Source organism: Musicola paradisiaca NCPPB 2511 (assembly GCF_000400505.1).
GTDB lineage: Bacteria > Pseudomonadota > Gammaproteobacteria > Enterobacterales > Enterobacteriaceae > Musicola > Musicola paradisiaca.
Genome location: NZ_CM001857.1, coordinates 2,445,928 through 2,467,256, shown reverse-complemented (window position 1 = coordinate 2,467,256; position 21,329 = coordinate 2,445,928). Strand labels below are relative to the sequence as shown.

The following is a 21,329-nucleotide window of genomic DNA, read 5'->3' as shown; positions in this document are numbered from 1 at the left end:
CAATGTTTTTGTGTGTTTCATAAAAAACCCGCCTGGCGGCGGGAAAACGGTCTGAGAGAAACACACAGCGAAGCGTGGAGCAGATATTAAGGATTGGTGGGCTCTTCAACGGGTTCGGTTTTGCCTGGACGCATGATGGAGCGAGTGACGGCTTCCAGGGTGACAAAGGTATGACCGCAATTCACGTTAGTGCACTGGTGGTAACGTTCTTTCGTATTTTCAGACAGGTAACGACTTGAGCGGGCATGCGCTGCGTGGCGACACAATGGACAATGCATCATTTTGAATTCACCTTATGTGTTCGGGTTAACGAAATATCTTACCCGTACACTACACATCAAAATTCGAATTTGCAAATTATAAATTCGATAAGTGATCTACGTGGATGAGGAGTTAACGACCACGTCATAGCTGATTTCGTACTCTACATCCAGCAACGCAGCCTCTAAATCAATACTTGTTTTGAAGCCTGATGTGTTCACGGAATGTGTGATGGTTTTGATTGACCAGCGTTTTTCATCAATCACTTTTTTGAAACCTTTCACGTTGACTAATCCCCCAGGTTTGAGGTGTTCCTGGCCTTTGGCTAGCGACAGCTTTAGCGTGACGCCCTGTCTCTGAACTTCACGCCATTTGCTTATCGCGGCTTGGATAGCTTCTTGCTGTGTGGCATAGGTTTTTTGGAGCGCTTGCTGGTTGTCTTTCGCTCCTGCGGTGTAATCGCTAGACTGCGTGCCTGTTGTGGCGTCGGTGGTCGATTTTGCCTGTGGATGCGTTGATTGCGTGGATGTGGAGGATTTATCCACCCGACTGACTTTCACATTATGTGTTTTGGCATCTTGATTATTATGCCAGTTGGCGAGCACGGTGCTGTTGAGTGGGCGGTCAGCAATCGTGAAGGAAAAAGAGTCACCATCACTGCGTTCAATGAGATACGTTGGCATGTTACTGCCATCACTGTTTATGCCTTTTCCTTCTGTAAACAAATGAAGAGTGTCATTTTTAATCGTGGCGATAGCATCATTTTTTTTTGCCAATCGAGTGATGAATGTAATATCAGACTCTTTCGACTGATGTTCGCTATCGATATTTTTTTTCGATATAGCTTCCTCAATAGAATAAAGTAAGTCATTGCGTTCTGCTATTGCGCGGGCGATGTCACCCAATGTTGTATCGTTATATGACGTTTCTATCGGGGTAGTAAGAGAACCTCGAAAATTGACGCTGTGTGCGTTGACATCTATTTTATCTGGCGTGCCAGAGTACGTTACTTTATCGACGATGTAACTTCCCATAAGTGTTAACGGCTGACCTTTCCAGCCAAGGCTAACAATTATCTTATGCCCACGTTCTGGTAGTAGCAGTTTCCCATCACTGTCATTCAGTGTGATTTTTAGTGAATCAGCTTGTGTGCCGGAATTATCAGTAATGCTCAAATCTATAAGGCGATCATTTAATTTAAAATCGGTATGTTTGGCCTGTGATGTATTATTGCTTTCGTCACTTGTTTGTGATTTATCAATCGTGATATGAAAATCAGGTGCCAGACTGGTCGCAATACCAATGCGATTGTTAATAATCATAGTGAAATACTCTCCACCGTTGCCTTCAGTGATGTTAAGGCGGGCGTTACCTTGGTGTCATATAATTCCTTGGCCTGCTCGTAAAGATCGCCAAACATATCACTCAATGATTCATCTACACGTTTCAGTGTTAGGCTAAAATCAATGCTGCGTGCGCTACCATCGGAAAATAACTCACTATTGGTATAGTTAAAGCTATCAATAATATACATGCCATAAATTTTGCCGCTGCCTTCTATTAATGGCCAGGCCCGGCCTGATGCAGCCATGTACTCCAGTGCAAACAGAGATAACTGGCTACTTATTCCAGATATTTCGGGTGAAACTTTCCCAGAAAGAGTAATTAAATCATCCCCTTTCCCCAAATACTGGTAAGCGCTGCGTAATCCAATGCGTTTATTTTCCGCCCAGTTATATTTTAGATCTCGCTTCAGGGAGGAATAGGGTAATGTCTTTAGGTGGAAAACGAATAATCCTAATGCCAACATCATGATATATTTCTCCTCAATCTAACAATCCAGCGCTCATTGAACCTAATTGCATGTCTTGCTTCCGTTGTGCCTGGTCATTTAATGCGGAATTAATATGTTGTTTGACCTGTTCGTCACTGTAGCCCGGTGGAACCGTGATTTGTATATTATTATTGATGACGCTATTGTCACTGTAGCTCTTGCTATTATTCCCGGAGGTGATTGCATTGTAGTTTGGAACAATTCGCTCTCCATCAGGTAGCGGTAATTCCGGTTTATCTTCTGCTTTGGTAGCGCTTTTCCCTGCTAACCAAAGTAATGCGTTTTTAGTTATTTCAATTTTATCCAGTATCCATTTGATCGCATTAATGGGCGCCATCAATATGTCGCCTAACACTCTCCCTACTATCTCACCGGCTTGCCTGAACTCCCCCAACTGTTCCTGAGACATTTTGATGGGGGAAATCAGATCCTTGAAATAATTAAACAGACCACCAACCAACTTAAATAATGCGTCGAATGGAATTCTAAGTTGTTCAAACACCCCCTGAAGCGGGGAAAATGCTGCAACGAACCCATCAAAAACACCGGAAAGAAAAGCACCAATAGGTTGCCAATACTTATAAATTAAGGCTGCCCCTGCCGCGACCAGTGCGATAATACCAATAATGGGTAAACTGATTGCCGATATTGCAGAAATAATCGTACCGCCGATCACCATAAATAGGGGTGAGAGGAACTCAAAAATAGCAATAAGATTGCCTACGTTACCCGCCACGATAGAGACGAATGAACCGATAGAACCTATTACGGAAAAAATATTTTCGCTGGTACTTAGTACACTATCAATCGTATCAAGCAAGCCTGGAGCGGTCTGAGTGCAACTTTGCAAACTGGCCTGACATTGCTGTGCGGCCTTACTCAGGCTACTTGCACTGCTTTCCTGTCTGGCTAGTGTATTTCCCGCAGAAATATTCGCCGATTGAGAACCGCTGATGCCCGAAGCATCAATGGCTGATTGTTGTGCGCTGGTACAGAGGCAGTTAATGGTTAGCGCCGGTTTTAGCATATTCAACGCGGTGTTCGTTGGTTCGGTAGACGGTGCTGCGGTGAGGCCATGTTGCGTGAGCGCGTTTTGCTGATCACTGTTCATCAATACAGTGGATGCCGCCTTATTTTGTGCGTCTGGCGCGCGGTTCGATCCGCCGTCTGTCCCCTGATTGTTGGGGAATATGTTGGGTATGGTTTTGGCTGGGGCAACAGCCAGATTAGCCGCCTTTGCCGCGGGCTCCACTGCTAATAAGGTGGTGCGAAAATCATCTACGGATGTTTTGCTGTACTGCAACGTGCCTGCAATTGTGTCACTGAGGTAAGTCAGTTCCGCACGCAGTAGGGCAAAAGCCAATCTGACTTGCTGCAATGAATTTGTTATCACACTGGTGTCACTGTCATATTTCGGCGACGGGTTTTCATTTGACGGTAGTGGTTGTTGGATTTGGGGTTGCACTGCAGGTTGTATGGCTGTTGTCGCTAATGCTGACGAGGCGTTTGATAACGTTGACGTATCATTTACAGAGGCAGGAAGTGTCTGCTCTGGCGTAAATAAGGTGCGTAGTTCGGTGTATTTTTGATGTAAGCCCTTTGTCAGTTCGGCCCCTTTATTGCCAAAATCCTTGACGATGTCACCAGATTTACCCGCCTGAGCAAGTATACGCCCTGAAGGGTTTCCCGTTTTAGGTGATGCCTGAGGCGCATTTTTTATGGGCGGCTGGTCTGGTGATGATAACGGGGTTGAGGTGTTGTCGGCCGGAACCAGCGATTTTATTTCATTCAGACGTTTGATGGCCTGATAGCGGAGGGCGACTTTGGTACGCCCTGATGAGTTTCCCGTTTTGGGTGATGCCTGAGGCGCATTTTTTATGGGCGGCTGGTCTGGTGATGATGACGAGGTTGAGGCGTTGTCAGCTGGAACAGGCGTTTTCATTCTATTCAGACGGTTGATGGCCTGATAGCGGCGGACGACTTTTTTTCCAGCCAACGTCGTGTCTTTAGTTTTATTAGCTAAATCAACGAGATCATCAGTTTGTTTGGCTGCCCCCTCGATGAGGGAAGCCAGCGCATCCATGCGCTGACTGAACGAGCGTTCATCCTTATTGGCGGATGCCATACCCGTTTGGGCCAGGTATAGCTGATCGCTGATGTGAGCGGCTTGTGTTAACAAGCCACTGAGGCTAGCGAGTTTACTCATTGGGTTGTCCACTTCGTTCTAATGCCTTGGCACGCCAGTGAGTAAGCTCCGCCAGGCTCATGGGGAAAAGTTCTGACGGCGGCCAGTGAAATACCACGGCGATATCCGCCATCAGATCGTCAACGGTAAGGCGCTTCGGCAATGTTACTGTGCCGAGCTCGGCGCCAAAAAACCGATCACCTTACCGGCAAACAGCAACAGATCGGACAGATCCATCGCCATGACATCGGCCTCGGTGAGAGAAGGGGTGGTCATACGAGGAAGCACTTTGATCAATGCTTCTACGTCAGCATTCGCTAACGCCGCCAGGCCGATGCCGCGCAGTGTGCCGGCCGTGGGCTTTAGCAGCGTGACTGATTCGATCAGCGTTTCACCACGTTTAATCGGGGTGTGCAGTGAAATTACGTTTTCTTGCACAGTGACTTCAGCCGTCATGTTAAATACTCCAAATTGGTTTCAAAGCAATTCTGGCCAGCCATAGCTGGCCAGTAAGGTGGATTAAAGACCGATGTTGGTACGATGCTGTTCCAGCCGATCTTCACCGTTGACTTTTTCGATCATATTGATGGTATCGATCTCAATCATTTCGGTGCCATCGATGATCAGTTTGTAGTAAGTACATTGGGTGGAGATTTTCACGTCGGTTTCTTCACCCTGTTTGGATTCACCACTGTCAATCGACTTGTGACGACCACGCAGGACGATTTCGACAGCGCTGATGTCGCCGGTATCGTCACGTTGGTAAGAGCCGGCGAAGCGCAGGGGGACTGCATCGGCACCCGGTAGTGCGTATTGGCTCCAGAAAGTCGCGTCAGGCAGGCCGCCCATGCTCCATTCCAGAACCAGTGCTTCGTCATCCAGGCCGAAATCTATCGGTGCGGCGCCGTTCATACCGCCGCCGCGGTAGTTTTCCAGTTTTCGGGTCAGTTTTGGCAGAGTGACCGAGTTCACCTGACCCATGTAGCTCATACCGTCGTTAAACAGGTTGAGATATTTCAGTTTGCGAGGCAGTGCCATGTGTCTGTGGCTCCTTAGCTGTTAACGGATGCGGCCAGGTTCACCAGATACTTGTCGGTGATGCGCTGACGCAGCGTGAGGTTTTCCAGTGGCGGTACCGGCGTGTACTCGTAGTCGATGTACAGCTTGCCCGCTTTCAGCGTGCTCTGGTCGTTGGCGCTTTCATCGAACCAACAGTCGGCATCAATGATGTAACCGTTGGATTTCAGTTCGCGGAACTTGGCTTTGATACCTTCGATAATGTCGCGGATCAGCGTGGCAGTAACCGGTTTGTCCACTGCCCACATATGCGCCTCAGCCATGGTGTCGGCCAGAACCTGGGCGGTGCGGGTGTAGTTTTCAAACAGAAACAGTGCATCGTCGGAGCAGGTACGGTTGCCCCAGAAGCGGAACCCGTCTTTGCGAACCAAGGTGGTGACGCCGGCTTCGTTCAACAGGTCGGCATCGCTGCCGATGGTTTGCAGATCCCAGTACACGCTGGCAGAGATACCGGTGACGCCGTTGACGCCGACGTTGGACAAGGTTTTGTGCCAGCCCGTTTCCTGATCGATTTTGGCGCGTAAGCCCAGTGCACGGGCGGTGGCGTAAGCAGTGGTGCTGGCGTTGGCGGTGCTGTCCCAGGCGATAAAGTCCGGCCAAATCAGCATCAATTCGCGCTGGCTGAAGTTGTCGCGGTACTTGATAGCGTCGGACAGCGTTTTACAACCATAGGCGCTGATGTAGCCGAAGGCGCGCAGCGATTGACAGATGGACGCCAGCGCGGTGGCGACAGGCTGGGAATCCAGCCCGGGAACGCCCAGGATCCGCGGTTTGACGCCGGTAACGGCTTGAGCGTCCAACAGTGCTTTCATGCCGGTATACTTACCGTTGGCATCAGCGCCGCCGATAATGTTGGATACCGTTTCAGCTTCTGTGGCGCCTTCGGCAACACGTACCACGATAGTGACCGGTTTGGTCTGATCGCCGATGGCCTGCAAAGCGGCCGCCAGGGTGCCTTGGGTGCCGGCGTTGCCGACGGCGGTCAGGACATCGGTAATCAGCACCGGTGTGTTGAGTGGAAAGGTGGCGGCGTCGGCGTCGGGTCCGGTACAGACCATGCCGACAATCGCGGTAGATACGGTTGAAATGACGCGGGTTCCATCGTTGATTTCGACGACCTGCGTACCATGATGAAAGTCACTCATCAAGAAGTTCTCCTGTTGTGGGGTGCGAGTCATAGTGCCTTGGCGGCAAACGGAAGGCATGCGAATGGAGTTTGGTATGGGATGGCACAACAGTATCGCGATGAGCTTGTTTTTATTGGTATTAAAAACAATTGATTACGTAAAAATAAAAAACGGATGCCGCAGTGACGGCACCCGTGTCGGGGAACATACGATACGGCCTATACCGCTTAGGCCGGTATGGTTGGCCAATCAATCGACGGCGCTTCCGATACATCAACCCGATTTAGCAGAACCAGATAGGTTTTCCAGTCCGCCAGACGTTGGGTTTCCTGTTCGGTGGCGATATTCAGATCTACGGCATAGTGCAATACGGTAATTTGCTTTTCCGCCTCGGCGATATCATCGGCCAATTGCGCTTTAGCTACCTCGACCTGCGCCGTTTTCTGCGCCTGCGCATCAGTAACCCAGCCATCATCCTGCCAGACATCATAGTCGGTAGTGGGAGAGAGCAGCGTCAACTGATCAGACAGTTCCCCAGGCTGTGTGACAAGGACAGACTGTCGGGTTTGTTTATTGTAAGCCGTTTTCCCACGGTAATCGGGCGTGAACACCCAACTTACCCCGTCTTCGCTGCGGACAATCGCTTGTTTAGCCTCCGAATCCGGCGGAGTATCAATGAAACTGTATGCTGGAATACCCACGCCCTCCATGAGAAATTCTCGGGAGCTGCCAATATATTCCCGGGTCTGTGGCGCGATATGATAAACCGTAATATAACCTGCACTCATACTCAGCCCTTGGGTATTAAGCTGAATCTCTGTGTCGTTTAGGGTTGCCATCATTAACCTGCCTTAACAATATAATTGAAAGAAATATTACGAGGGCGAGTCACGCCCCAATACGTTGGCCCTGTCAGACGATCTGTTTTGGTCGCGGGTATCCAGTAAATCGAGCGGGCATTTGAATCAGGTGAATCCACATGACACTCTGTGATATTTCCAATTCCCTGAACGCTGGGTTGTGAATCACTATCACCGGTAATATACGTACCTGATTGAGCGGAAACTAACTCTCGACTCGTATCCACACCTCGTCCGTCATCCCAACCACGAATAAATTCGCCGCGTAAATCCGGTAAAGTACCGCTCGGGTAGCATTTCGCCAGTTCAGGATATTTGGCCGTATCAAACGCCTGCCCATTACATTTCAGCCAGCCTTCCGGAGCATCGGCTAACGGCCAGGGTTGGGGGATGCCGATAAGCGCCTTCAGGCTATCGACGGATTCATCAGCGCATTTGCAACAACACACTGAAATATTGTCGATACGAACCCGATTGTTTTTATAAAAATTCTCTTTACCTAACGTCAGATCAATAGCGTGACTTTTTTTCATGATTCCTCCAGAAATTAAAACCGGGTGTTATTTTCCCGATGTGTATTTTGCCGGGGGGAATGAAAATTTGTTTTTTCGCCTGTTGTGTGAGAAACGGCTAAACATGTTTTTTATTTTCTCTGCGTAAATAATGAAGGGGCATTGTTATTAGTCATAACGGTTATTAGTCATCACGGTTATCAGTCATGACCTTTATTAGCCATAGCATTCAAAATGTATTACGCGGCAATATCTGATAAATAAACCCTATTAGTTAACATGGCGCGCAGCCATTTTTATCGATGCGGGTTCGTGATGTCAGCGGATGGGGACAAGGTGATCGGTTAACCGCGGAATCGGGGAAGAACGCCGGTGAGCGGATGATCTTTCCCGGAGCTCTCGCTATAGTAGGCCGGTTGTTTCAGTAAAGGTGGGTGACACGATGACCCTTGACGAGAAAGACCTGTTTTTAAACGCCATGGATGATGTCAAACCGCTGAAGCCGTCTGCATCCGTTGTACATCTGAAGCCTTCGTCGACCAACGCTGCCCCGGTGGTATGTACCGAATCGGCAACGGATAATTTTCTGATCACCAGTTTCATTGACCCTATTCCCATCACGGCCCCGCTTGAATTCCGCCAAGAAGGTATTCAACAAGGGGTATTGGATAAACTGCGTCAGGGGAAGTACCCACTGGATGCCAGCCTGAATTTGCTGCGTCAGCCGGTGGCTAGCTGCCGGCAGAATCTGTTTGCTTTCATGCAGCAAGCACAGAAGGACAGCCTGCGTAATCTCCTGGTCATTCATGGGAAGTCTCGCGACGATAAATCGCATGCCAACATCGTGCGCAGTTATTTGTTCCGGTGGCTGCAACAATTTGAGGCGGTACAGGCGTTTTGCGTTGCGCAGCCGTTTCATGGCGGCAGTGGAGCCTGCTACATTGCGCTGAAAAAATCCGAACAGGCGCGCTGGGATAATCGTGAACGTCATGCCAAGCACAGCCGTTAGTTTAGTACGGCGCTCTGTCAATGAGACAACATAACAACGCCGCGAACCGGGCGTTGTTATGATTGTCATCCCCAAACCACTTGCCGGGGAGGCGGTAATGGTTCAGCGGTCAGTAGGCGGCCTCGAGTACGGCGGGACGAGTCTGGCTGAACTGGCCTTTGGCCAGAATCATCGCCGACGTGAGAAATGCCGGCAGCGACAGTATGGCGAACATAACCACCAACCCCCATCCCATATTCACCATCTGAGCACCCACGAAGGCGCTCATAATGGCGCCGAAACGCCCGATGCCGTGCATCCAACCGGCGCCGGTCGCGCGGGCTTCTGTCGGGTAATAGCGAGCCGAGAGAGCGTTCATCCCGGTGTTGGCGCCGTTGAGGCAGAACCCGCTGCCGAAGGCGATTAACGCCAGCAGGACGGTACTATTCGATATGCCGAGCAACGCCGTTGCCATGCCGCCGACGGCGTAGATGGCACCCAGCGCCAGATGCGGATTGATACGATCCATCAGCCAGCCGGCGAACAGGGAGCCGAACATGCCTCCCGCCTGATAGAGCGCGGTGATCACGGTGGCTTCGGTGACGCTCATGCCAGCGTCCTTGATCACTGTCGGCAGCCAACTGCCGAGCAGGTACACCATAAACATGCCGCAGAAATAGCCTCCCCACAGCATAACGCTGCCAAAACGATAAGACTTCGACAACACCAGTTGAACCGAGAACCCCGGTTTTTCTCGGATGAAGGCATGACGAACTGACTGTCCGCTGTGCTGACGCCGGGTGCGACTTTCTCGATAACACGATGAATGTGTTGTGATGAGGCGCGTCTGGTCACTAGGAAGCGAACGGACTCCGGCAGTTTCCACAACAGAAACGGCGTCAGCAGCAGCGGCAGAATGCCACCCAGCCAAAAGACGGACGGCCAACCCCAGTGAGGGATCATCCAGGATGCCGCGAAGCCGCCGCTGGCGGCGCCGAAACTGAAGCCACAGAAGACGACTGTAATAATAAATGAACGCCTTTTTTCCGGCGCGAATTCGGAGATTAACGTACCGACGTTCGGCATGGCGGCACCGAGCCCCAGACCGGTCAGAAAACGGAATATCACCAGGTGCTGTAAATTTTGCGAGTAAGCGGCCATCAGGGTCCACAGGCCGAACATCAACACGCTGAACACAATAATCGCCTTGCGGCCTTTCCAGTCAGCCAGCGGGCCTGAAACCATGGCGCCGACGGCCAGGCCGATCAGCGCCGAACTGATGACCACGGCCAGCTCGGCGTTGCTGATCCCCCAGGCGGCTTTCAGCGAGGGGCCGATAAACCCCATCAGTGCGATGTCCATGCCATCAAGGGCGATAATGCAAAAAGCCAGAAAAACAATCAGTTTCTGATAAGAACCAAGGGGGCGTTGATTAATCAACTGGCGAACGTCGATTGCGGTAGAACCCGTCACGCTTTATTCTCCAACAGTGCAGCAAGATGTTCATAATGGCTTACACTGTAAACAATAATTGCCGATAGGGAAATACGGTGATGGGAATAAATTTTATCTGTGCAGTGAAAGCAAGCCGTGATTGGTCAACCCGCCATTTACAACCTGGGTTAGGGGCGCCTAACCTCTCGTAGCCGCCCCGTTGGCCCGTCGCGTTAACTGATCAGTTATTTCAGCGGTTGGGGGAGGTGAATGATCCAGAGCTGGCTGGCGGCTTCGTCGCTGGACAGCGGTTCCAGTTCAACACCCGCCTGGGTGGCTTTGCCCTCCAACGATAAAGTGCCTTCAGCGTTGGCCTGGTAGCTGCCGATTTTCTTTACGCCATTCGCCGGATGCGTCAGGACGGATTGCAGGCCGAAGTCATTGTCATTGGTCACGGCCAGCGTACTGGCGTCAATCAATGCCAACCCTTCCGCTTTTTCCGGCTCCCAACCCAGTGCCCGCAAATCGACGATTTGCTGTTTGTCAGCCAGCCGAATTCCCCGACTGGCCAGGGTAGCGGCATCGTTCCATTCGGCAGGTTGCTGTTGATCGAAAGTGGTCAGATCGCTGGCATCGCCAAAATCAACCCGATAAATCAGGTTGTGCATGACTTTGTCCTTGTCGGCGCCCTGTTCGATAACCAGTATTTGATGATTCTTTAGCGCGACGATATCGCCGATTTTGGCGTCGCCCATCTTTTTCCAGTGGCTCGGATCCAGTGGGTAGCCGTACATGGCGGTTTTCCCCGTCGCCGGATCGAAGCTGACCAGCCGGGTAAACAGGGCTTTATCGCGCGTCTTCCCGTCGATATCCAACGTACTTTGCACCGCCGCCAAAATACGGCCGTCCGGCAGGCGAGTAACGCCTTCAAATCCACGATTGGGCTGACGCCATTTGATGATGTTGGGCAACCCGGTGGCGATGCCGGTTTCGCCATCAGCCGGAGTGGGCCCGAATTTCTGCAGAATGTTGCCGTCAGCGGCGATATGGAGCAGGAACGGGCCGTATTCGTCGGAGAGCCAAAAGCCGCCGCTGCCATCCGGCGTAATGGCCTCTGTATCCACGCCACGCGCGTCGTCCGGCAGTTTCTTTAATTGGTCGCTCAGTGCGACTTCGCGTGTGCTGCCCACCAGTGTTGCCGGCAGGGGCAGGCCGCTGACCGGCCCTTTTTCGTCATGTAAGGGATGCAGGGCGGACGCTGTCGCCTGATTGCCGTCGAGGGTGAGGGTCATGATGGATGGCGTAAAGTCAGGGGCGGCGAAGATCTTGCCTTCCTGACCTTGATAAGCGGGCGCATCGGCGTTTGGCCCGCGATCCGTGACGGTGACAAAGGTCAGCTGGTTGCCGTTCCGACCGGTAAACGTCAGCCCTGAGCCGATCCCCATCGGGAAACCGGTAGGAAATCGCGTTTTCCAGGCACCCTGATAGGCAACCCGATCCTGATTGGGGAATGCAATTTGGTAGTGTTCGGCGTGAATGTCGGCCGCTGGTGCGGCGGCGGTGGCGAAAACAGCGGAAAACAACAATGAGTGCAGACGCATAGTGGTAGTCCTGATGATGTAAAAATTGCATTTACATTAGGAAACCAATACGACAGTAACATGACAGCCGGATCGCCGGAGAAGCATTGCAGGCGGTGGGAAAAGCACCGTCTCAGCCGGCTGACACACCTGTCAGCCTTTATCAACCGGCGATATTGCGAGGGCGGGAGATGCTGCAACATGCAATTACTCATCAGATTGACGGCGTGTGGCGAGGCCCTTGACGGGAATAACCCGGCGCGGATGAGCCTCATCGGATGGTTTAATCCACGGGAATGAGGTTCCCCGCCGGCGTTTCCGGCAGTGACCGGTGCGCACAAGACGGGGAAAAGCAGCGCGGATGTTGTCTCTGTCGGCGGTAAGCCGCTTATCCGCTGACACTGATACTGTCGATGATATGCAGCGCGGCGCCGTTAACGTCCTCGCCGGAGACGATGACGGTTTCCGGGAAGTACGGGTAGATGGTCAGTTCGTCGCCGCTGTAACTGCTGGCCCCCAGGATAACGGTACCTTGACTATCCAGAGTGATATTCAGGCCCAGTAAATGCCGACTGACAGGTTTGGCATCGGCGATCAGGCGTTCCAGTTCACGAAAAGACTCTTCGGTAATTCCATTTTCCTGAACGCCGATGTCCAGCCTGAATGTCCCTGGGGCATCTCCGGTTTGCCACCACTCTTTGATGCGGATCAGATAGCCTTGCGGTTCGACCACCCGGCGCAGTGCGCCGACGGTGCCTTTGTGGCGATGAAGGAAAAAAGCGCTTTTGATAACCCTGCGTTTGGTCGCTTCGGGCCATGTTTCATCCCAACGATCGACCGATACCGCCCAGGCCAGATAGGGCAGTAGCCCAACCGGGCAGCGGTCTGGATTCCACAACTGGCGTAATGGCAGCGGGATGCTTTCCAGACTGGCTCCGGTGACGGCGACGTTGTGTTCCAGCGTCGACGAGCCCGGTGGTAAGAGGGGGCTGTTACTCATCCGTACCTCCCACCGTCAGCGTATATTGGGTGCAATATGATGCCTGCGTATCATCAAGCACGATATCCGCAGCCGGCTGGGTAAGCTCCACGCGCTGAACCCCTTCAACGTGCAGCGCTGCGAAAATAGCTGAACGGCGAATGTCACGGCCTAAGCGATGTTGCGTACTGATGTAACTTTGCAGTTTCTGCTCTGCCGCCGTGCGAATAGGTTCAGCTTCCGGGCCCGGATAAAGGAACAAGGAGGCGTCAACGGTGTAGTTCACTATTCTGGCGGATTGCACCGTAACCCGATCCGCCACCGGACGGACATCTTCGGCATTCAGCGCGGCGTTGACGATGGCGATCAGGTCGTCGTCGGCCGTCCCGTCATTTTCGCGCGATAATACGGAAACCAGCACTTGCGCCGGGCTGGGACTGGTGACGGAAATATCAGCGACCCGTCCATCGGCACTGCGGCCATGAAACTGATAGGCACCGATGGGGCCCGCTACGCTTAACCCCTCATATGCCTGTTGGATGCGTAACCGAAAATCGGTATCGGACTCCATGACTGCGTCGGTCGGTGGAACCGAAGTTGTATCTGCTGCGGTAATCGTGAGACGTGAAACGTTGACATTGGCGCCCAACTGGTCAAGGTCGCTACCGAGAGAGAAAGCCAACATGCCGGAAAGCGCCGCTTCGTTGATGCGCTGGCGTAGCAACAATTCACGATAGGCGTTTTCCTGTAGCAGTTTGGTCAGCGGCTCCGATTCCAGTGACAACGTGCGGGATATCGCTTCCAACTCGTCGTCGGCATAGAGCGACAACAGCGTGTTCTTGCGCTCGTCGTACAGCGTTTCATAATCCAGCGTTTCAACTACGCTGGGTGAGGGTAACTGGCTTAAGTCGATAATGGGCATGATGTCAACTCACTGAAATAGTTAATGAAAGCGGTGTATTGGCATCGGTGTAGGTGCCGGTGATGTCTACAAGCAGCTGACCGTCATAACGACTCTCCATGGAGAGGGATGTCAGGGTCAGGCGAGGTTCCCACTTCAGCAACGCGACATAACAGGCGGCCTGGACTTGCAACTTCAACGCCGGGGTTTGGGGTTGATCAATTAATGACGAAAGCAGTGAACCGTACTCGCGGCGCATAACCCGACTACCTTGCGGTGTCGTCAGGATATCGCGGACGCTCTGGCGCAAATGCTCCACATCGCTGCGACTGACGCCGGTATCCCAGTTCATGCCGCTATAGCTGCTGCTCATAATGGGCCTCCTGTTGTGCCGCCGCCGCTCTGGACGCCGCTGTGCTGGTGGGTATGCGCCACAATGCCATTAGACGTCAGGCTGCCGCCCGAGTGGGTCATATTGCCGGTGATGCTGCCGCCCTGCTGAACCTCAAGCGTTTGAGTGATCAGCTTGTGGGTGCAGACAACCTCGGGGGTAGCGAGCGTGATGCGTTCGATGGCATTGACGGTGACATTTTTGGTGGTAACGACCACAGATTCCGCCGCCGTTACGCTGGCTGTTTTGATGCCGGCGACTATGAGCGCGCCAGTGGCGGGCTCATATTCCATCACTGCGCCGTCCGGGAACTGGATATGGCAAGCATCAGCGGACGTCGAAGGCGCAGGATGCTGGTTGCTGTAGATACCCGGCAGTACGAATGCGGTGTTGAGCTCTCCACCGATGGCGAGCAAAAGCACCTGTTCACCGGTGGAAGGCGCCCACCATTCACGGGAGCTGCCCGCACGGCGGGATAGCCAGTTAAGCCACCCGGTGGTGATGCCGCCGGTTTGTACGCGGCAACGCGCCTGCTGGGTATCGACGTCCGTGACGACACCGATACGAATCAGGTTGCGTAGGGTGCGTTGGATCTCTGAAAGATAGTCGTATGTGTTCATAGGAGAAGCATGCGTTTTCGTTTTGGAGGAAACAATCGATCGGTATTGGGCTGACGATGGCACAACCGGGGACAAAGTTGGCGTGCCGCCACCGGCTCAATACGCTGTCCGTCATGGTGAACGGTGTATCGGGCTGGGTGGCGCGTGCCGTGTGCGTCGCCGGTTGCGAACTCAAGATGCCCATGTACTAACCCATTCGCCATTGATATACAGCGCCGTAGGACGAGTAACCGGTTCCGGCGGCGGCGGTTCGGGTAAGTAAGTGACGTGGAGCGTCTGATTCTCTTCACGCACCCGTTGGCGTTCCGTCAGGCGTAGCGATACGGTCAGATGAGTAGTGCCATCGGTATTGGGCCGGGTTTTAAAGCGAATTCCCCGCCGTTTGGCGCTGTCGCGCGTGAACAAATCCGGCTGGTTAGTCTGTAGCCAGGAGAGAAGGGTGACGCATAGCACATCAATATCGTCAGAGAAATTAACTATATTTATTAATAGGTTATATTGGATATTCGAACGTCAGTGATGGTGCCGGCGTGGTGACAACGCTTCCCTTTTTAATCCGCAATTGTAAGGCCTCGGGGGATGCCGCCAATGCAGGAAACGCTTGATTAAGCCGTTGCCGAAGGTCGATAGGTTTTTGCATGAGATATCCTGTGAAAGAGGGGGAAAACAGGTGTGGGCAGCGACGTTATTCCCAGAGATTGACGCTTTCTCGGGTGGACGATGTCTGAATAATCGGTAATTCGACCGCAGTCCCGTGCGGCAATAGTGGGCCCAGGTCGGCCAGACCCGGATTGGATGACAGTAAGGTTTCGACAATGCCTTGTGTTTTGCCGTAGTAGCGATAGCAGATTTGATCCAGCGTATCGTCCTGATGAGCGTAAATTTTCATTGGGTACCTTTACGTGATTGAGCAGTTCGGGATTCTGAAACCATATCCTTGCTGAGCCTGCCAATACGGGCAATCTCGGTTTGTTGTGCCATCGCTGGATAATCATCGGCGTCGGGAGTGAGGATATTTTTAGTGGCCTGAAGGCACCCGGGGGAAATGACCGGGTGCCTTGATGAGGTTGGTTTAATGCAGAGGAAGAGCAACAAGTCCATTTACATAAGGTAGTTCCTTAACCTTAATCGAAACGCCAACACGATTAATGGGGTGATTGTCGATCTGGGGTAATCGTGAAAATACAAACCGAAATCAATTGCCGTCAAAGGTTCCGTTACCACGGTTCTGCACCCGTCAGGTAAACGAGCCTGTGTGAAATCGTTAAAAATATGGCATTTGCTGTTTTATGTAAGCGTTCATGCAACCACTGGAAAAAGAGACTTACTGTGTTTGTCGACAATATAAAAAACGTGGAAAGAAATAATAAAAACGGCATTGATAATTCAGTGTGCACGGATCCTGATGGCTGCCACTCATTATTGCTCCTTACAACATCTGTTGGTCGAACCAGGTCCTCAACCGCTGAAGATCACCATATTCCTTCAGGATTTGTTGATAATCACTATCCGGAATTTCACCGTGCGATAAATCGGCGATCAGTGACATGGCGATTTTCATTTCTTCAGGATTACATTGTGAAATCAGTGACATATCAGAGATCAATCTAATCCTTGACAGGGTTAGCTCTTTTGTTTCTGTCTGTTCCACGGTACCTCTTCCATTACATCACTGTATTTATATACAGTATTTTGTATTCGGATATATTCGTCAACCTATAAGTGCAGAACCTGTGATGGAATGATGCGCTATTCATCAAAAGCAGATATCGACTTATTCTTAAATTCATCAAGGAGTTGGCTATCAATAATTACGTTGGCTCCTCGTGCCAGCGCTTCCCGTTCCCAGCGGGAACTATGTATGCCGCGCTGTTGCATCTGTGGCGCCAGTGATGCCAAATGGTTGCGTTGGTGGTAGCTCAATCTTGCCGATGGCGCTCGCGGTATATCATGAAAAACGGATACGTCAGGTGGTTTTTTATCCAGCGGCTTCTTGTCAGGCTGGGAAAACGTAAAAGACTGTATTCCGCCTTCCTTGTTTTCGTCTGCGCTTTCACGTTGTGTGGCATCCGGCACACCGCCTGATAGGTTGCCGAATGTTCGACGCCCACAGTTATTGACAGAACTCCAAGGCGTGCGCGTATCGCCTTCAGCATCGTGTCGAGGTTGTTTAGGCACGATACGCCACTCATCCGGTCGGGTGACGACAATATGCTGGCTGCCGCGATGGGATGAAAAAATGCCGACGGTTCGGGTAATCGTTTCATCATAGGCATTCAGGCGGTGACTATTGACTCTGGCAACGCGCACTGCCTGTTGTTGACGCGGGGTATTGGCGCCGCCCTGGGCATGGATGTATGCCGCAAAATCGCCGGCGTCCGCCGCGATTCTTACCGTTTCGGCCTGTTCATCCAACGGGTTGCTTAACGAACGGGCGCGGATTCGGCGGCATTCTCGATAAGCGCCCAAAGTCGGCAGGCCGATGAAGTGAAATTGAGGGATACGCCAGAGCGATGCCCAGGCGGATACGGCCGCAGCGACATCTTTGAGCGGCTTGCCCGTCTCATGGTCGGTTTCATTATCCAGTGCATAACCATCAATGTTTTTGGCCACATATTTGGCGATATAGGCCGCAGCACCGCCTTTATTCAGATGGCGACAGTTAAAACGGGCGTCGGCTTGGCGGGCGGTGAGGTTTTCTTCATCACGCAGAATGTAACGGCGCAGAATATCGACGATGACGGCTCGCTGTGCGGGATCGCAATAAAGCATCATATGCCAGTGCGGGGTGCCGTCGTGGTGGGGTTCCACGACACGCAATCCATAGAGAGGGAGCCGTCGGTCTTTCAACGCCGTCCGGATCTTTCCCCATAGGTTGACCAGATAACGCTGGGTTGCTTTGGGGGAGGGAGACTCGGGCAGCCACTGTCGGTTCATAACCACCTGATGACCGCCAGGTCGGGTACGGGTCGGATGGTATTTGCCTGGCGCGGTCAGTGTAATAAACATGCCGATATGGTTATGCGTGGCGGCATAACGTTCTATACCGGCGATGATCGTCATCAGTTCCATACGCCGAATATCTGGGTTAGCGACGCTGGACATTACCTTATCGAGCAGGTCGGTTCGTTCGCCGTTTTGAATGTTTTCCAGCTCACAGCGCTTCAGATAATCCATGGTCGCCAGACGACGGGCGCGAATATCTAATAGCGATTGTCGGCTAATGTAGGGGGTCGTCGCCCGATTAACCTCGCCGCAGGCAATGAACAGCGCTTCACGCCAGCGGTTGCGTTGTATTCGCAGTTGGCGTTCCCACCATCGGGGCGTGACCAGCCGGATAAGCCCGGCAAATGCCTGCGGCAACGTGAGGGTGCTCCGTTGGTAATGTGACCAGTTTACCGGCGTGATGTGCAGTGAGAGAGCCATGTGGGATAACTCGCCATAAAACGTTTGTTGCACGTCGTTACTGAACTGCTGTTGGTTCGCTGCTTCAGGATAGCGCTGCAGGAAATGTTCACTGAGCGTGTTATAGGCGTCATTGAATAACGCGGCGATACGGGCGGCGAACCGCCTCAGTCGGTTATCGGACATATCCGGCAATTGGTGATAATGCTCCGATTCACTTAACAGACGGCAGGACGCCGTCGTATCCAGGCAATACTGTCGCTGGACGGCGTGAATGCGTGGCCACAGACGGTCGTGAACGATATTCAGTAAATAACGGAAGGCACGCTGCAGGCCATGCTGTCGTTTCAGGTACTCAAAACGTTGCCGGAAACGGGCGGACAAGCAACGGGGCAGGCTGTTTAACTGAAACAGTACGGCTTGCCCTTGCCGCATCATATCCGTAGGCAGTTGACATAACTGCGCGCCGATAGCCTGACGGGGCACGTTCCAGTCATAACACCAGTCGTCGCTGGTTATATGCCGGTAGAGTCCCATGGGAGCGCGTGGCTCTGATGCTGTCATGCCATATCACCGGATTGGGCGTTGCACCCTCGGCAGAGAGGGAAATGACCGGCTGTCATGGTTTCAGTCCCGGCGAGATATCACGAGAATAAGGCATACCTTAACGCCGTCTGTTTTCGCGCCATGTCTGACAAGCGACGCAGCAGGTCACACCGGGAAGGGCTCTGCGACGCGCTTCAGGGATCAGGTCGTCACATTCTTCACAGCGGTAAGCCGAGGGTGTCGTGCTGGGGCGGCGGGCTTGTGCGATTTGCGCTGCCAGTAGGATATCCTGCTGTTCCTGTGAGAGATCCATGCTATCGGCCATCAGCATGTCTCCCATGATTGACGCTGAATATTCTCGGCTTCCTGACGCAGCAGTTCGATCATTTCAGTGGCAGAAAGTTGCTGTTCCTGAGCATGGTCGGCTAATTGCGTTAAGCGCTGTCGTATATTCTGCGGGGACGGCGTGTTTGAGGCTCGGAAAGGTGCTTCCGGAGGGAACCGATGGCGCATGCTTCGTCTGTTTTTCATACGATTTCCTTTTTTCAGGCAATAAAAATCCTGGCCAATGAGCAGTATTGGCGGTGCCAGGAGGTGTGGGTTAATAGGTCTCAGGTTTAATGCTGGTAAGGATCTCAGGCGCATCGGCGAACAGTTCGTGCAATTCACCCGTGGCGTTATACAGCGCCTGTCGCCATACACAGTCTGGTTCTTCAATCCGCCTTAGCGGCTGGTCAAACTCCCGGCTTGTCAGGCCGGCGTGAAAATAAAGTGTTCGCCGTTCGCTGATGGATAACATGCCGAGGTTCTTCCCGGGACATTGTTCCGATGGTCGAAAGCGCGGTTTTGAAAAGGCGCGTTGCAGTTCGCTCAGCGCATTGACGATCCTTTCCCGGGCGACTTCATCCATCTCTTGTAGCTGATAGACGCAGAGATTGCCTCGTAGCGCTGCGTGAAAACAGATCGTGCGACGATAGCGTTCTGACATCCGATTGTAGAAAGAGCAGGTCTGCAACCAGCGTGAATCGGCAAAATATTTTCCAATCACGGTTCGCAAATTCGGCGGTAAGTTACGCAGGTGATCAGCGGTAAAGGCATAATGCGTTTTCATGAAGGATCCCTGGGTGGCGGAAATGGGTCGACAACACGATTACTTAAAATTTTCGAATTATTAGTGTTCGGTTGCAAAATGGATATTGCGCTTTTGATTCCTCCGTGGATTGGAAAAACCGTCGGCGGAGTCAGCTATTCGATGGCATTTAAATTTGCAACCTGAGTTCTGTTGAATGTGCTTAGGGAGTGGTCGCGGCGATCGTCGTGTTGAAGACGTGAGTAAAGCGTCTACTCCCGCCATATCGGGTAACACTTTTTCAATAGCATGTAGAGCGGGTTCTGGCGGTGTGCTATGCACCAGATAGAGGCTAGGATTTTCCCCAGAAGATGGGGATCCAATTGAAATCTCACGCAACATAAAGCAATATCTCCCTCGGACAGAGTGTTCTATGGTGTGACATGTGGTATGTAGACACTATAAGACACGTAACGTGTATATGTAAATACTCGTGAGGTGTTTTTGAATACGAATAGCAGTGCCGTCTCTGCGGCCTCCGTACTGGAACGCATACTGTCGAGCTACGGAGTGAAAACACAAAAAGAGCTCAGTGATGTTACTGAAATACCAACAAATACAATCAGTAACTGGGTTCAGCGAGGTAATGTTCCCGGTAATATCATTCTGCGATGTGCACTGGATACTGGAGTGGATGCAGGCTGGTTGGTAACAGGTGAATTCGCAAAATCGAATATTGGTGCAGAAAAAACATCGCGCAAGGGAAAAACGCTGTATGAGCAAGTTCTGGCGTCTGGAGGAAAAGCTGTCCTGCGCCGTATGCTCGATGCATATGGTTTTAGCACGCAAAAGGAATTGGGGGATCTATTGGGCATCGCGCCGGGGACGATCAGTACCTGGATTCGACGGGATTTTTTCCCCGGCGACGTGGTGGTGACGTGTGCGCTGGATACCGGTGTTTCTCTGGAATGGCTGGCTACCGGGCAGGGTAAACCGTTTGGGGATGAAGCGCCGGTGGTCGATGATGGGGGCGACAGCGTATTGTCGATCCCACACATGACGTTGAAAGCTGGGAAGCTCGAAAATGTCGGGAGATGGAAAGCGGATCCGCTGTTTTTGCCCAAAGGGTTACAGGAGCCGTTATTGGTGGAAGGCGGAAGCGCTTCCTGGCTGGTGGATGCCGGAGTGACCAGCATCGGCAATGGTCGCTGGTTGCTGGACATTGATGGGAAAAGCGACATTTATGATGTATCGCTGTTGCCGGGGCGCAAAATTCATGTGATAGGCAGCGCATCGCCATTTCAATGCGGTGTGGAGGAGGTGGCCCCATTAGGATTAGTTGTGTTGACGATAACGCCAAGTTATTGATTGATGCAGCGTGTCATATCGGGAACTCTGGCGGCTCCGATGGGGACACCGTTTTTTTGCGAGCCCGTTTCTCGGGCGGTTTGCAGTTCGTCACAAAGGTAGCCGGCGTTGCCTGGTGAACGGCGGGCTTTGATCCGCACCGCTTTGTGCTTGTGGCGCGTCGGGCTCTTTCGCCGGACGCGCTACAACATG

General features: G+C 52.2%; 25 protein-coding genes and 1 pseudogene. 2 read left to right on the top strand and 24 right to left on the bottom strand.

Annotated features, from left to right (window positions below):
• Positions 1-86: 86 nt before the first annotated feature.
• The 10 genes from DPA2511_RS22835 to DPA2511_RS10770 form a co-directional block, all read right to left on the bottom strand.
• Positions 87-281: an ogr/Delta-like zinc finger family protein gene (locus DPA2511_RS22835; RefSeq protein ID WP_015853802.1), complete on the bottom strand. Its 195-nt coding sequence runs from the start codon at positions 279-281 to the stop codon at positions 87-89.
• Between the two features lie 96 nt (positions 282-377).
• On the bottom strand, positions 378-1,583 hold the full coding sequence (locus tag DPA2511_RS10805) for a contractile injection system protein, VgrG/Pvc8 family (RefSeq protein WP_015853801.1): 1,206 nt from the start codon (positions 1,581-1,583) through the stop codon (positions 378-380).
• Complete coding sequence (locus tag DPA2511_RS10800; RefSeq protein WP_015853800.1) at positions 1,580-2,074, bottom strand: phage tail protein; 495 nt, start codon at positions 2,072-2,074, stop codon at positions 1,580-1,582. Before DPA2511_RS10800 ends, DPA2511_RS10805 begins: the two co-directional genes overlap by 4 nt.
• Before the next feature lie 13 nt (positions 2,075-2,087).
• Positions 2,088-4,301 carry a phage tail tape measure protein gene (locus DPA2511_RS10795; protein ID WP_015853799.1) on the bottom strand — a complete coding sequence of 738 codons (2,214 nt, stop codon included), beginning with the start codon at positions 4,299-4,301 and terminating at the stop codon, positions 2,088-2,090.
• Positions 4,294-4,413 carry a GpE family phage tail protein gene (locus tag DPA2511_RS22830; RefSeq protein WP_023638314.1) on the bottom strand — a complete coding sequence of 40 codons (120 nt, stop codon included), beginning with the start codon at positions 4,411-4,413 and terminating at the stop codon, positions 4,294-4,296. Before DPA2511_RS22830 ends, DPA2511_RS10795 begins: the two co-directional genes overlap by 8 nt.
• Positions 4,414-4,445: 32 nt before the next feature.
• Positions 4,446-4,736, bottom strand: coding sequence for a phage tail assembly protein (locus tag DPA2511_RS10790; protein ID WP_015853797.1), 291 nt, complete (start codon positions 4,734-4,736; stop codon positions 4,446-4,448).
• A 63-nt stretch (positions 4,737-4,799) separates the two neighbouring features.
• Positions 4,800-5,318, bottom strand: a complete 519-nt coding sequence (locus tag DPA2511_RS10785; protein WP_015853796.1) for a phage major tail tube protein — start codon at positions 5,316-5,318, stop codon at positions 4,800-4,802.
• A 14-nt stretch (positions 5,319-5,332) separates the two neighbouring features.
• The gene (locus DPA2511_RS10780) at positions 5,333-6,502 is read right to left on the bottom strand and encodes a phage tail sheath protein (RefSeq protein ID WP_015853795.1); all 1,170 of its coding nucleotides are present in this window, start codon (positions 6,500-6,502) and stop codon (positions 5,333-5,335) included.
• A 209-nt stretch (positions 6,503-6,711) separates the two neighbouring features.
• Positions 6,712-7,326, bottom strand: a complete 615-nt coding sequence (locus DPA2511_RS10775; protein ID WP_015853794.1) for a tail fiber assembly protein — start codon at positions 7,324-7,326, stop codon at positions 6,712-6,714.
• A complete protein-coding gene (locus DPA2511_RS10770) occupies positions 7,326-7,877 on the bottom strand; it encodes a phage tail protein (protein WP_015853793.1) in 552 nt (183 codons plus the stop codon). Before DPA2511_RS10770 ends, DPA2511_RS10775 begins: the two co-directional genes overlap by 1 nt.
• 421 nt (positions 7,878-8,298) lie before the next feature.
• Here DPA2511_RS10770 and smrA point away from each other — a divergent pair, with 421 nt between their 5' ends.
• Entirely contained in the window at positions 8,299-8,865 is a 567-nt protein-coding gene (gene smrA, locus DPA2511_RS10765; RefSeq protein WP_015853792.1) for a DNA endonuclease SmrA, read from the top strand.
• Between the two features lie 109 nt (positions 8,866-8,974).
• Here the strand turns inward: smrA and DPA2511_RS21565 are convergent.
• The 14 genes and pseudogenes from DPA2511_RS21565 to DPA2511_RS10695 all read right to left on the bottom strand — a co-directional run bounded on the left by DPA2511_RS21565 (position 8,975) and on the right by DPA2511_RS10695 (position 19,811).
• Positions 8,975-10,317, bottom strand: a pseudogene (locus tag DPA2511_RS21565) (MFS transporter).
• A 206-nt stretch (positions 10,318-10,523) separates the two neighbouring features.
• Entirely contained in the window at positions 10,524-11,879 is a 1,356-nt protein-coding gene (locus DPA2511_RS10755) for an esterase-like activity of phytase family protein (RefSeq protein ID WP_015853790.1), read from the bottom strand.
• 367 nt (positions 11,880-12,246) lie between these two features.
• Complete coding sequence (locus DPA2511_RS10750) at positions 12,247-12,858, bottom strand: phage tail protein I (protein ID WP_015853789.1); 612 nt, start codon at positions 12,856-12,858, stop codon at positions 12,247-12,249.
• Entirely contained in the window at positions 12,851-13,759 is a 909-nt protein-coding gene (locus DPA2511_RS10745; RefSeq protein WP_015853788.1) for a baseplate assembly protein, read from the bottom strand. Before DPA2511_RS10745 ends, DPA2511_RS10750 begins: the two co-directional genes overlap by 8 nt.
• 4 nt (positions 13,760-13,763) lie before the next feature.
• A complete protein-coding gene (locus DPA2511_RS10740; RefSeq protein WP_015853787.1) occupies positions 13,764-14,111 on the bottom strand; it encodes a GPW/gp25 family protein in 348 nt (115 codons plus the stop codon).
• Positions 14,108-14,749 (bottom strand): phage baseplate assembly protein V, encoded by a 642-nt coding sequence (locus DPA2511_RS10735; RefSeq protein WP_015853786.1) that lies wholly within the window; start codon positions 14,747-14,749, stop codon positions 14,108-14,110. The genes DPA2511_RS10740 and DPA2511_RS10735 overlap by 4 nt, the downstream gene beginning before the upstream one ends.
• Positions 14,750-14,920: 171 nt before the next feature.
• Entirely contained in the window at positions 14,921-15,202 is a 282-nt protein-coding gene (locus DPA2511_RS24110; protein WP_264176036.1) for a phage tail protein, read from the bottom strand.
• A gap of 40 nt (positions 15,203-15,242) precedes the next feature.
• A complete protein-coding gene (locus DPA2511_RS24105; protein WP_264176035.1) occupies positions 15,243-15,389 on the bottom strand; it encodes a phage tail protein in 147 nt (48 codons plus the stop codon).
• A gap of 45 nt (positions 15,390-15,434) precedes the next feature.
• The gene (locus DPA2511_RS10725) at positions 15,435-15,638 is read right to left on the bottom strand and encodes a tail protein X (RefSeq protein WP_015853784.1); all 204 of its coding nucleotides are present in this window, start codon (positions 15,636-15,638) and stop codon (positions 15,435-15,437) included.
• Positions 15,639-16,178: 540 nt separating this feature from the next.
• Positions 16,179-16,400 carry a hypothetical protein gene (locus DPA2511_RS10715; protein ID WP_015853783.1) on the bottom strand — a complete coding sequence of 74 codons (222 nt, stop codon included), beginning with the start codon at positions 16,398-16,400 and terminating at the stop codon, positions 16,179-16,181.
• 98 nt (positions 16,401-16,498) lie between these two features.
• Positions 16,499-18,718 (bottom strand): replication endonuclease, encoded by a 2,220-nt coding sequence (locus DPA2511_RS10710; RefSeq protein ID WP_026595176.1) that lies wholly within the window; start codon positions 18,716-18,718, stop codon positions 16,499-16,501.
• A gap of 100 nt (positions 18,719-18,818) precedes the next feature.
• On the bottom strand, positions 18,819-19,013 hold the full coding sequence (locus tag DPA2511_RS10705) for a TraR/DksA C4-type zinc finger protein (protein ID WP_318842330.1): 195 nt from the start codon (positions 19,011-19,013) through the stop codon (positions 18,819-18,821).
• 11 nt (positions 19,014-19,024) lie between these two features.
• Positions 19,025-19,213 (bottom strand): DUF2732 family protein, encoded by a 189-nt coding sequence (locus tag DPA2511_RS24255; protein WP_226376659.1) that lies wholly within the window; start codon positions 19,211-19,213, stop codon positions 19,025-19,027.
• 88 nt (positions 19,214-19,301) lie between these two features.
• The gene (locus DPA2511_RS10695) at positions 19,302-19,811 is read right to left on the bottom strand and encodes a hypothetical protein (protein WP_015853779.1); all 510 of its coding nucleotides are present in this window, start codon (positions 19,809-19,811) and stop codon (positions 19,302-19,304) included.
• 462 nt (positions 19,812-20,273) lie between these two features.
• Between DPA2511_RS10695 and DPA2511_RS10690 the strand changes: the two genes are divergently transcribed.
• Positions 20,274-21,137 (top strand): phage repressor protein CI, encoded by an 864-nt coding sequence (locus DPA2511_RS10690; RefSeq protein ID WP_015853778.1) that lies wholly within the window; start codon positions 20,274-20,276, stop codon positions 21,135-21,137.
• Positions 21,138-21,329: the final 192 nt, after the last annotated feature.

Excerpts from the sequence above, each read along its gene's own strand:
- DPA2511_RS22835 (WP_015853802.1), bottom strand. The coding sequence starts at position 281 with ATGATGCATTGTCCATTGTGTCGCCACGCAGCGCATGCCCGCTCAAGT.
- DPA2511_RS10805 (WP_015853801.1), bottom strand. The coding sequence starts at position 1,583 with ATGATTATTAACAATCGCATTGGTATTGCGACCAGTCTGGCACCTGAT.
- DPA2511_RS10800 (WP_015853800.1), bottom strand. The coding sequence starts at position 2,074 with ATGATGTTGGCATTAGGATTATTCGTTTTCCACCTAAAGACATTACCC.
- DPA2511_RS10795 (WP_015853799.1), bottom strand. The coding sequence starts at position 4,301 with ATGAGTAAACTCGCTAGCCTCAGTGGCTTGTTAACACAAGCCGCTCAC.
- DPA2511_RS22830 (WP_023638314.1), bottom strand. The coding sequence starts at position 4,413 with ATGGCGGATATCGCCGTGGTATTTCACTGGCCGCCGTCAGAACTTTTC.
- DPA2511_RS10790 (WP_015853797.1), bottom strand. The coding sequence starts at position 4,736 with ATGACGGCTGAAGTCACTGTGCAAGAAAACGTAATTTCACTGCACACC.
- DPA2511_RS10785 (WP_015853796.1), bottom strand. The coding sequence starts at position 5,318 with ATGGCACTGCCTCGCAAACTGAAATATCTCAACCTGTTTAACGACGGT.
- DPA2511_RS10780 (WP_015853795.1), bottom strand. The coding sequence starts at position 6,502 with ATGAGTGACTTTCATCATGGTACGCAGGTCGTCGAAATCAACGATGGA.
- DPA2511_RS10775 (WP_015853794.1), bottom strand. The coding sequence starts at position 7,326 with ATGATGGCAACCCTAAACGACACAGAGATTCAGCTTAATACCCAAGGG.
- DPA2511_RS10770 (WP_015853793.1), bottom strand. The coding sequence starts at position 7,877 with ATGAAAAAAAGTCACGCTATTGATCTGACGTTAGGTAAAGAGAATTTT.
- smrA (WP_015853792.1), top strand. The coding sequence starts at position 8,299 with ATGACCCTTGACGAGAAAGACCTGTTTTTAAACGCCATGGATGATGTC.
- DPA2511_RS10755 (WP_015853790.1), bottom strand. The coding sequence starts at position 11,879 with ATGCGTCTGCACTCATTGTTGTTTTCCGCTGTTTTCGCCACCGCCGCC.
- DPA2511_RS10750 (WP_015853789.1), bottom strand. The coding sequence starts at position 12,858 with ATGAGTAACAGCCCCCTCTTACCACCGGGCTCGTCGACGCTGGAACAC.
- DPA2511_RS10745 (WP_015853788.1), bottom strand. The coding sequence starts at position 13,759 with ATGCCCATTATCGACTTAAGCCAGTTACCCTCACCCAGCGTAGTTGAA.
- DPA2511_RS10740 (WP_015853787.1), bottom strand. The coding sequence starts at position 14,111 with ATGAGCAGCAGCTATAGCGGCATGAACTGGGATACCGGCGTCAGTCGC.
- DPA2511_RS10735 (WP_015853786.1), bottom strand. The coding sequence starts at position 14,749 with ATGAACACATACGACTATCTTTCAGAGATCCAACGCACCCTACGCAAC.
- DPA2511_RS24105 (WP_264176035.1), bottom strand. The coding sequence starts at position 15,389 with ATGCAAAAACCTATCGACCTTCGGCAACGGCTTAATCAAGCGTTTCCT.
- DPA2511_RS10725 (WP_015853784.1), bottom strand. The coding sequence starts at position 15,638 with ATGAAAATTTACGCTCATCAGGACGATACGCTGGATCAAATCTGCTAT.
- DPA2511_RS10710 (WP_026595176.1), bottom strand. The coding sequence starts at position 18,718 with ATGACAGCATCAGAGCCACGCGCTCCCATGGGACTCTACCGGCATATA.
- DPA2511_RS10705 (WP_318842330.1), bottom strand. The coding sequence starts at position 19,013 with ATGGATCTCTCACAGGAACAGCAGGATATCCTACTGGCAGCGCAAATC.
- DPA2511_RS24255 (WP_226376659.1), bottom strand. The coding sequence starts at position 19,213 with ATGCGCCATCGGTTCCCTCCGGAAGCACCTTTCCGAGCCTCAAACACG.
- DPA2511_RS10695 (WP_015853779.1), bottom strand. The coding sequence starts at position 19,811 with ATGAAAACGCATTATGCCTTTACCGCTGATCACCTGCGTAACTTACCG.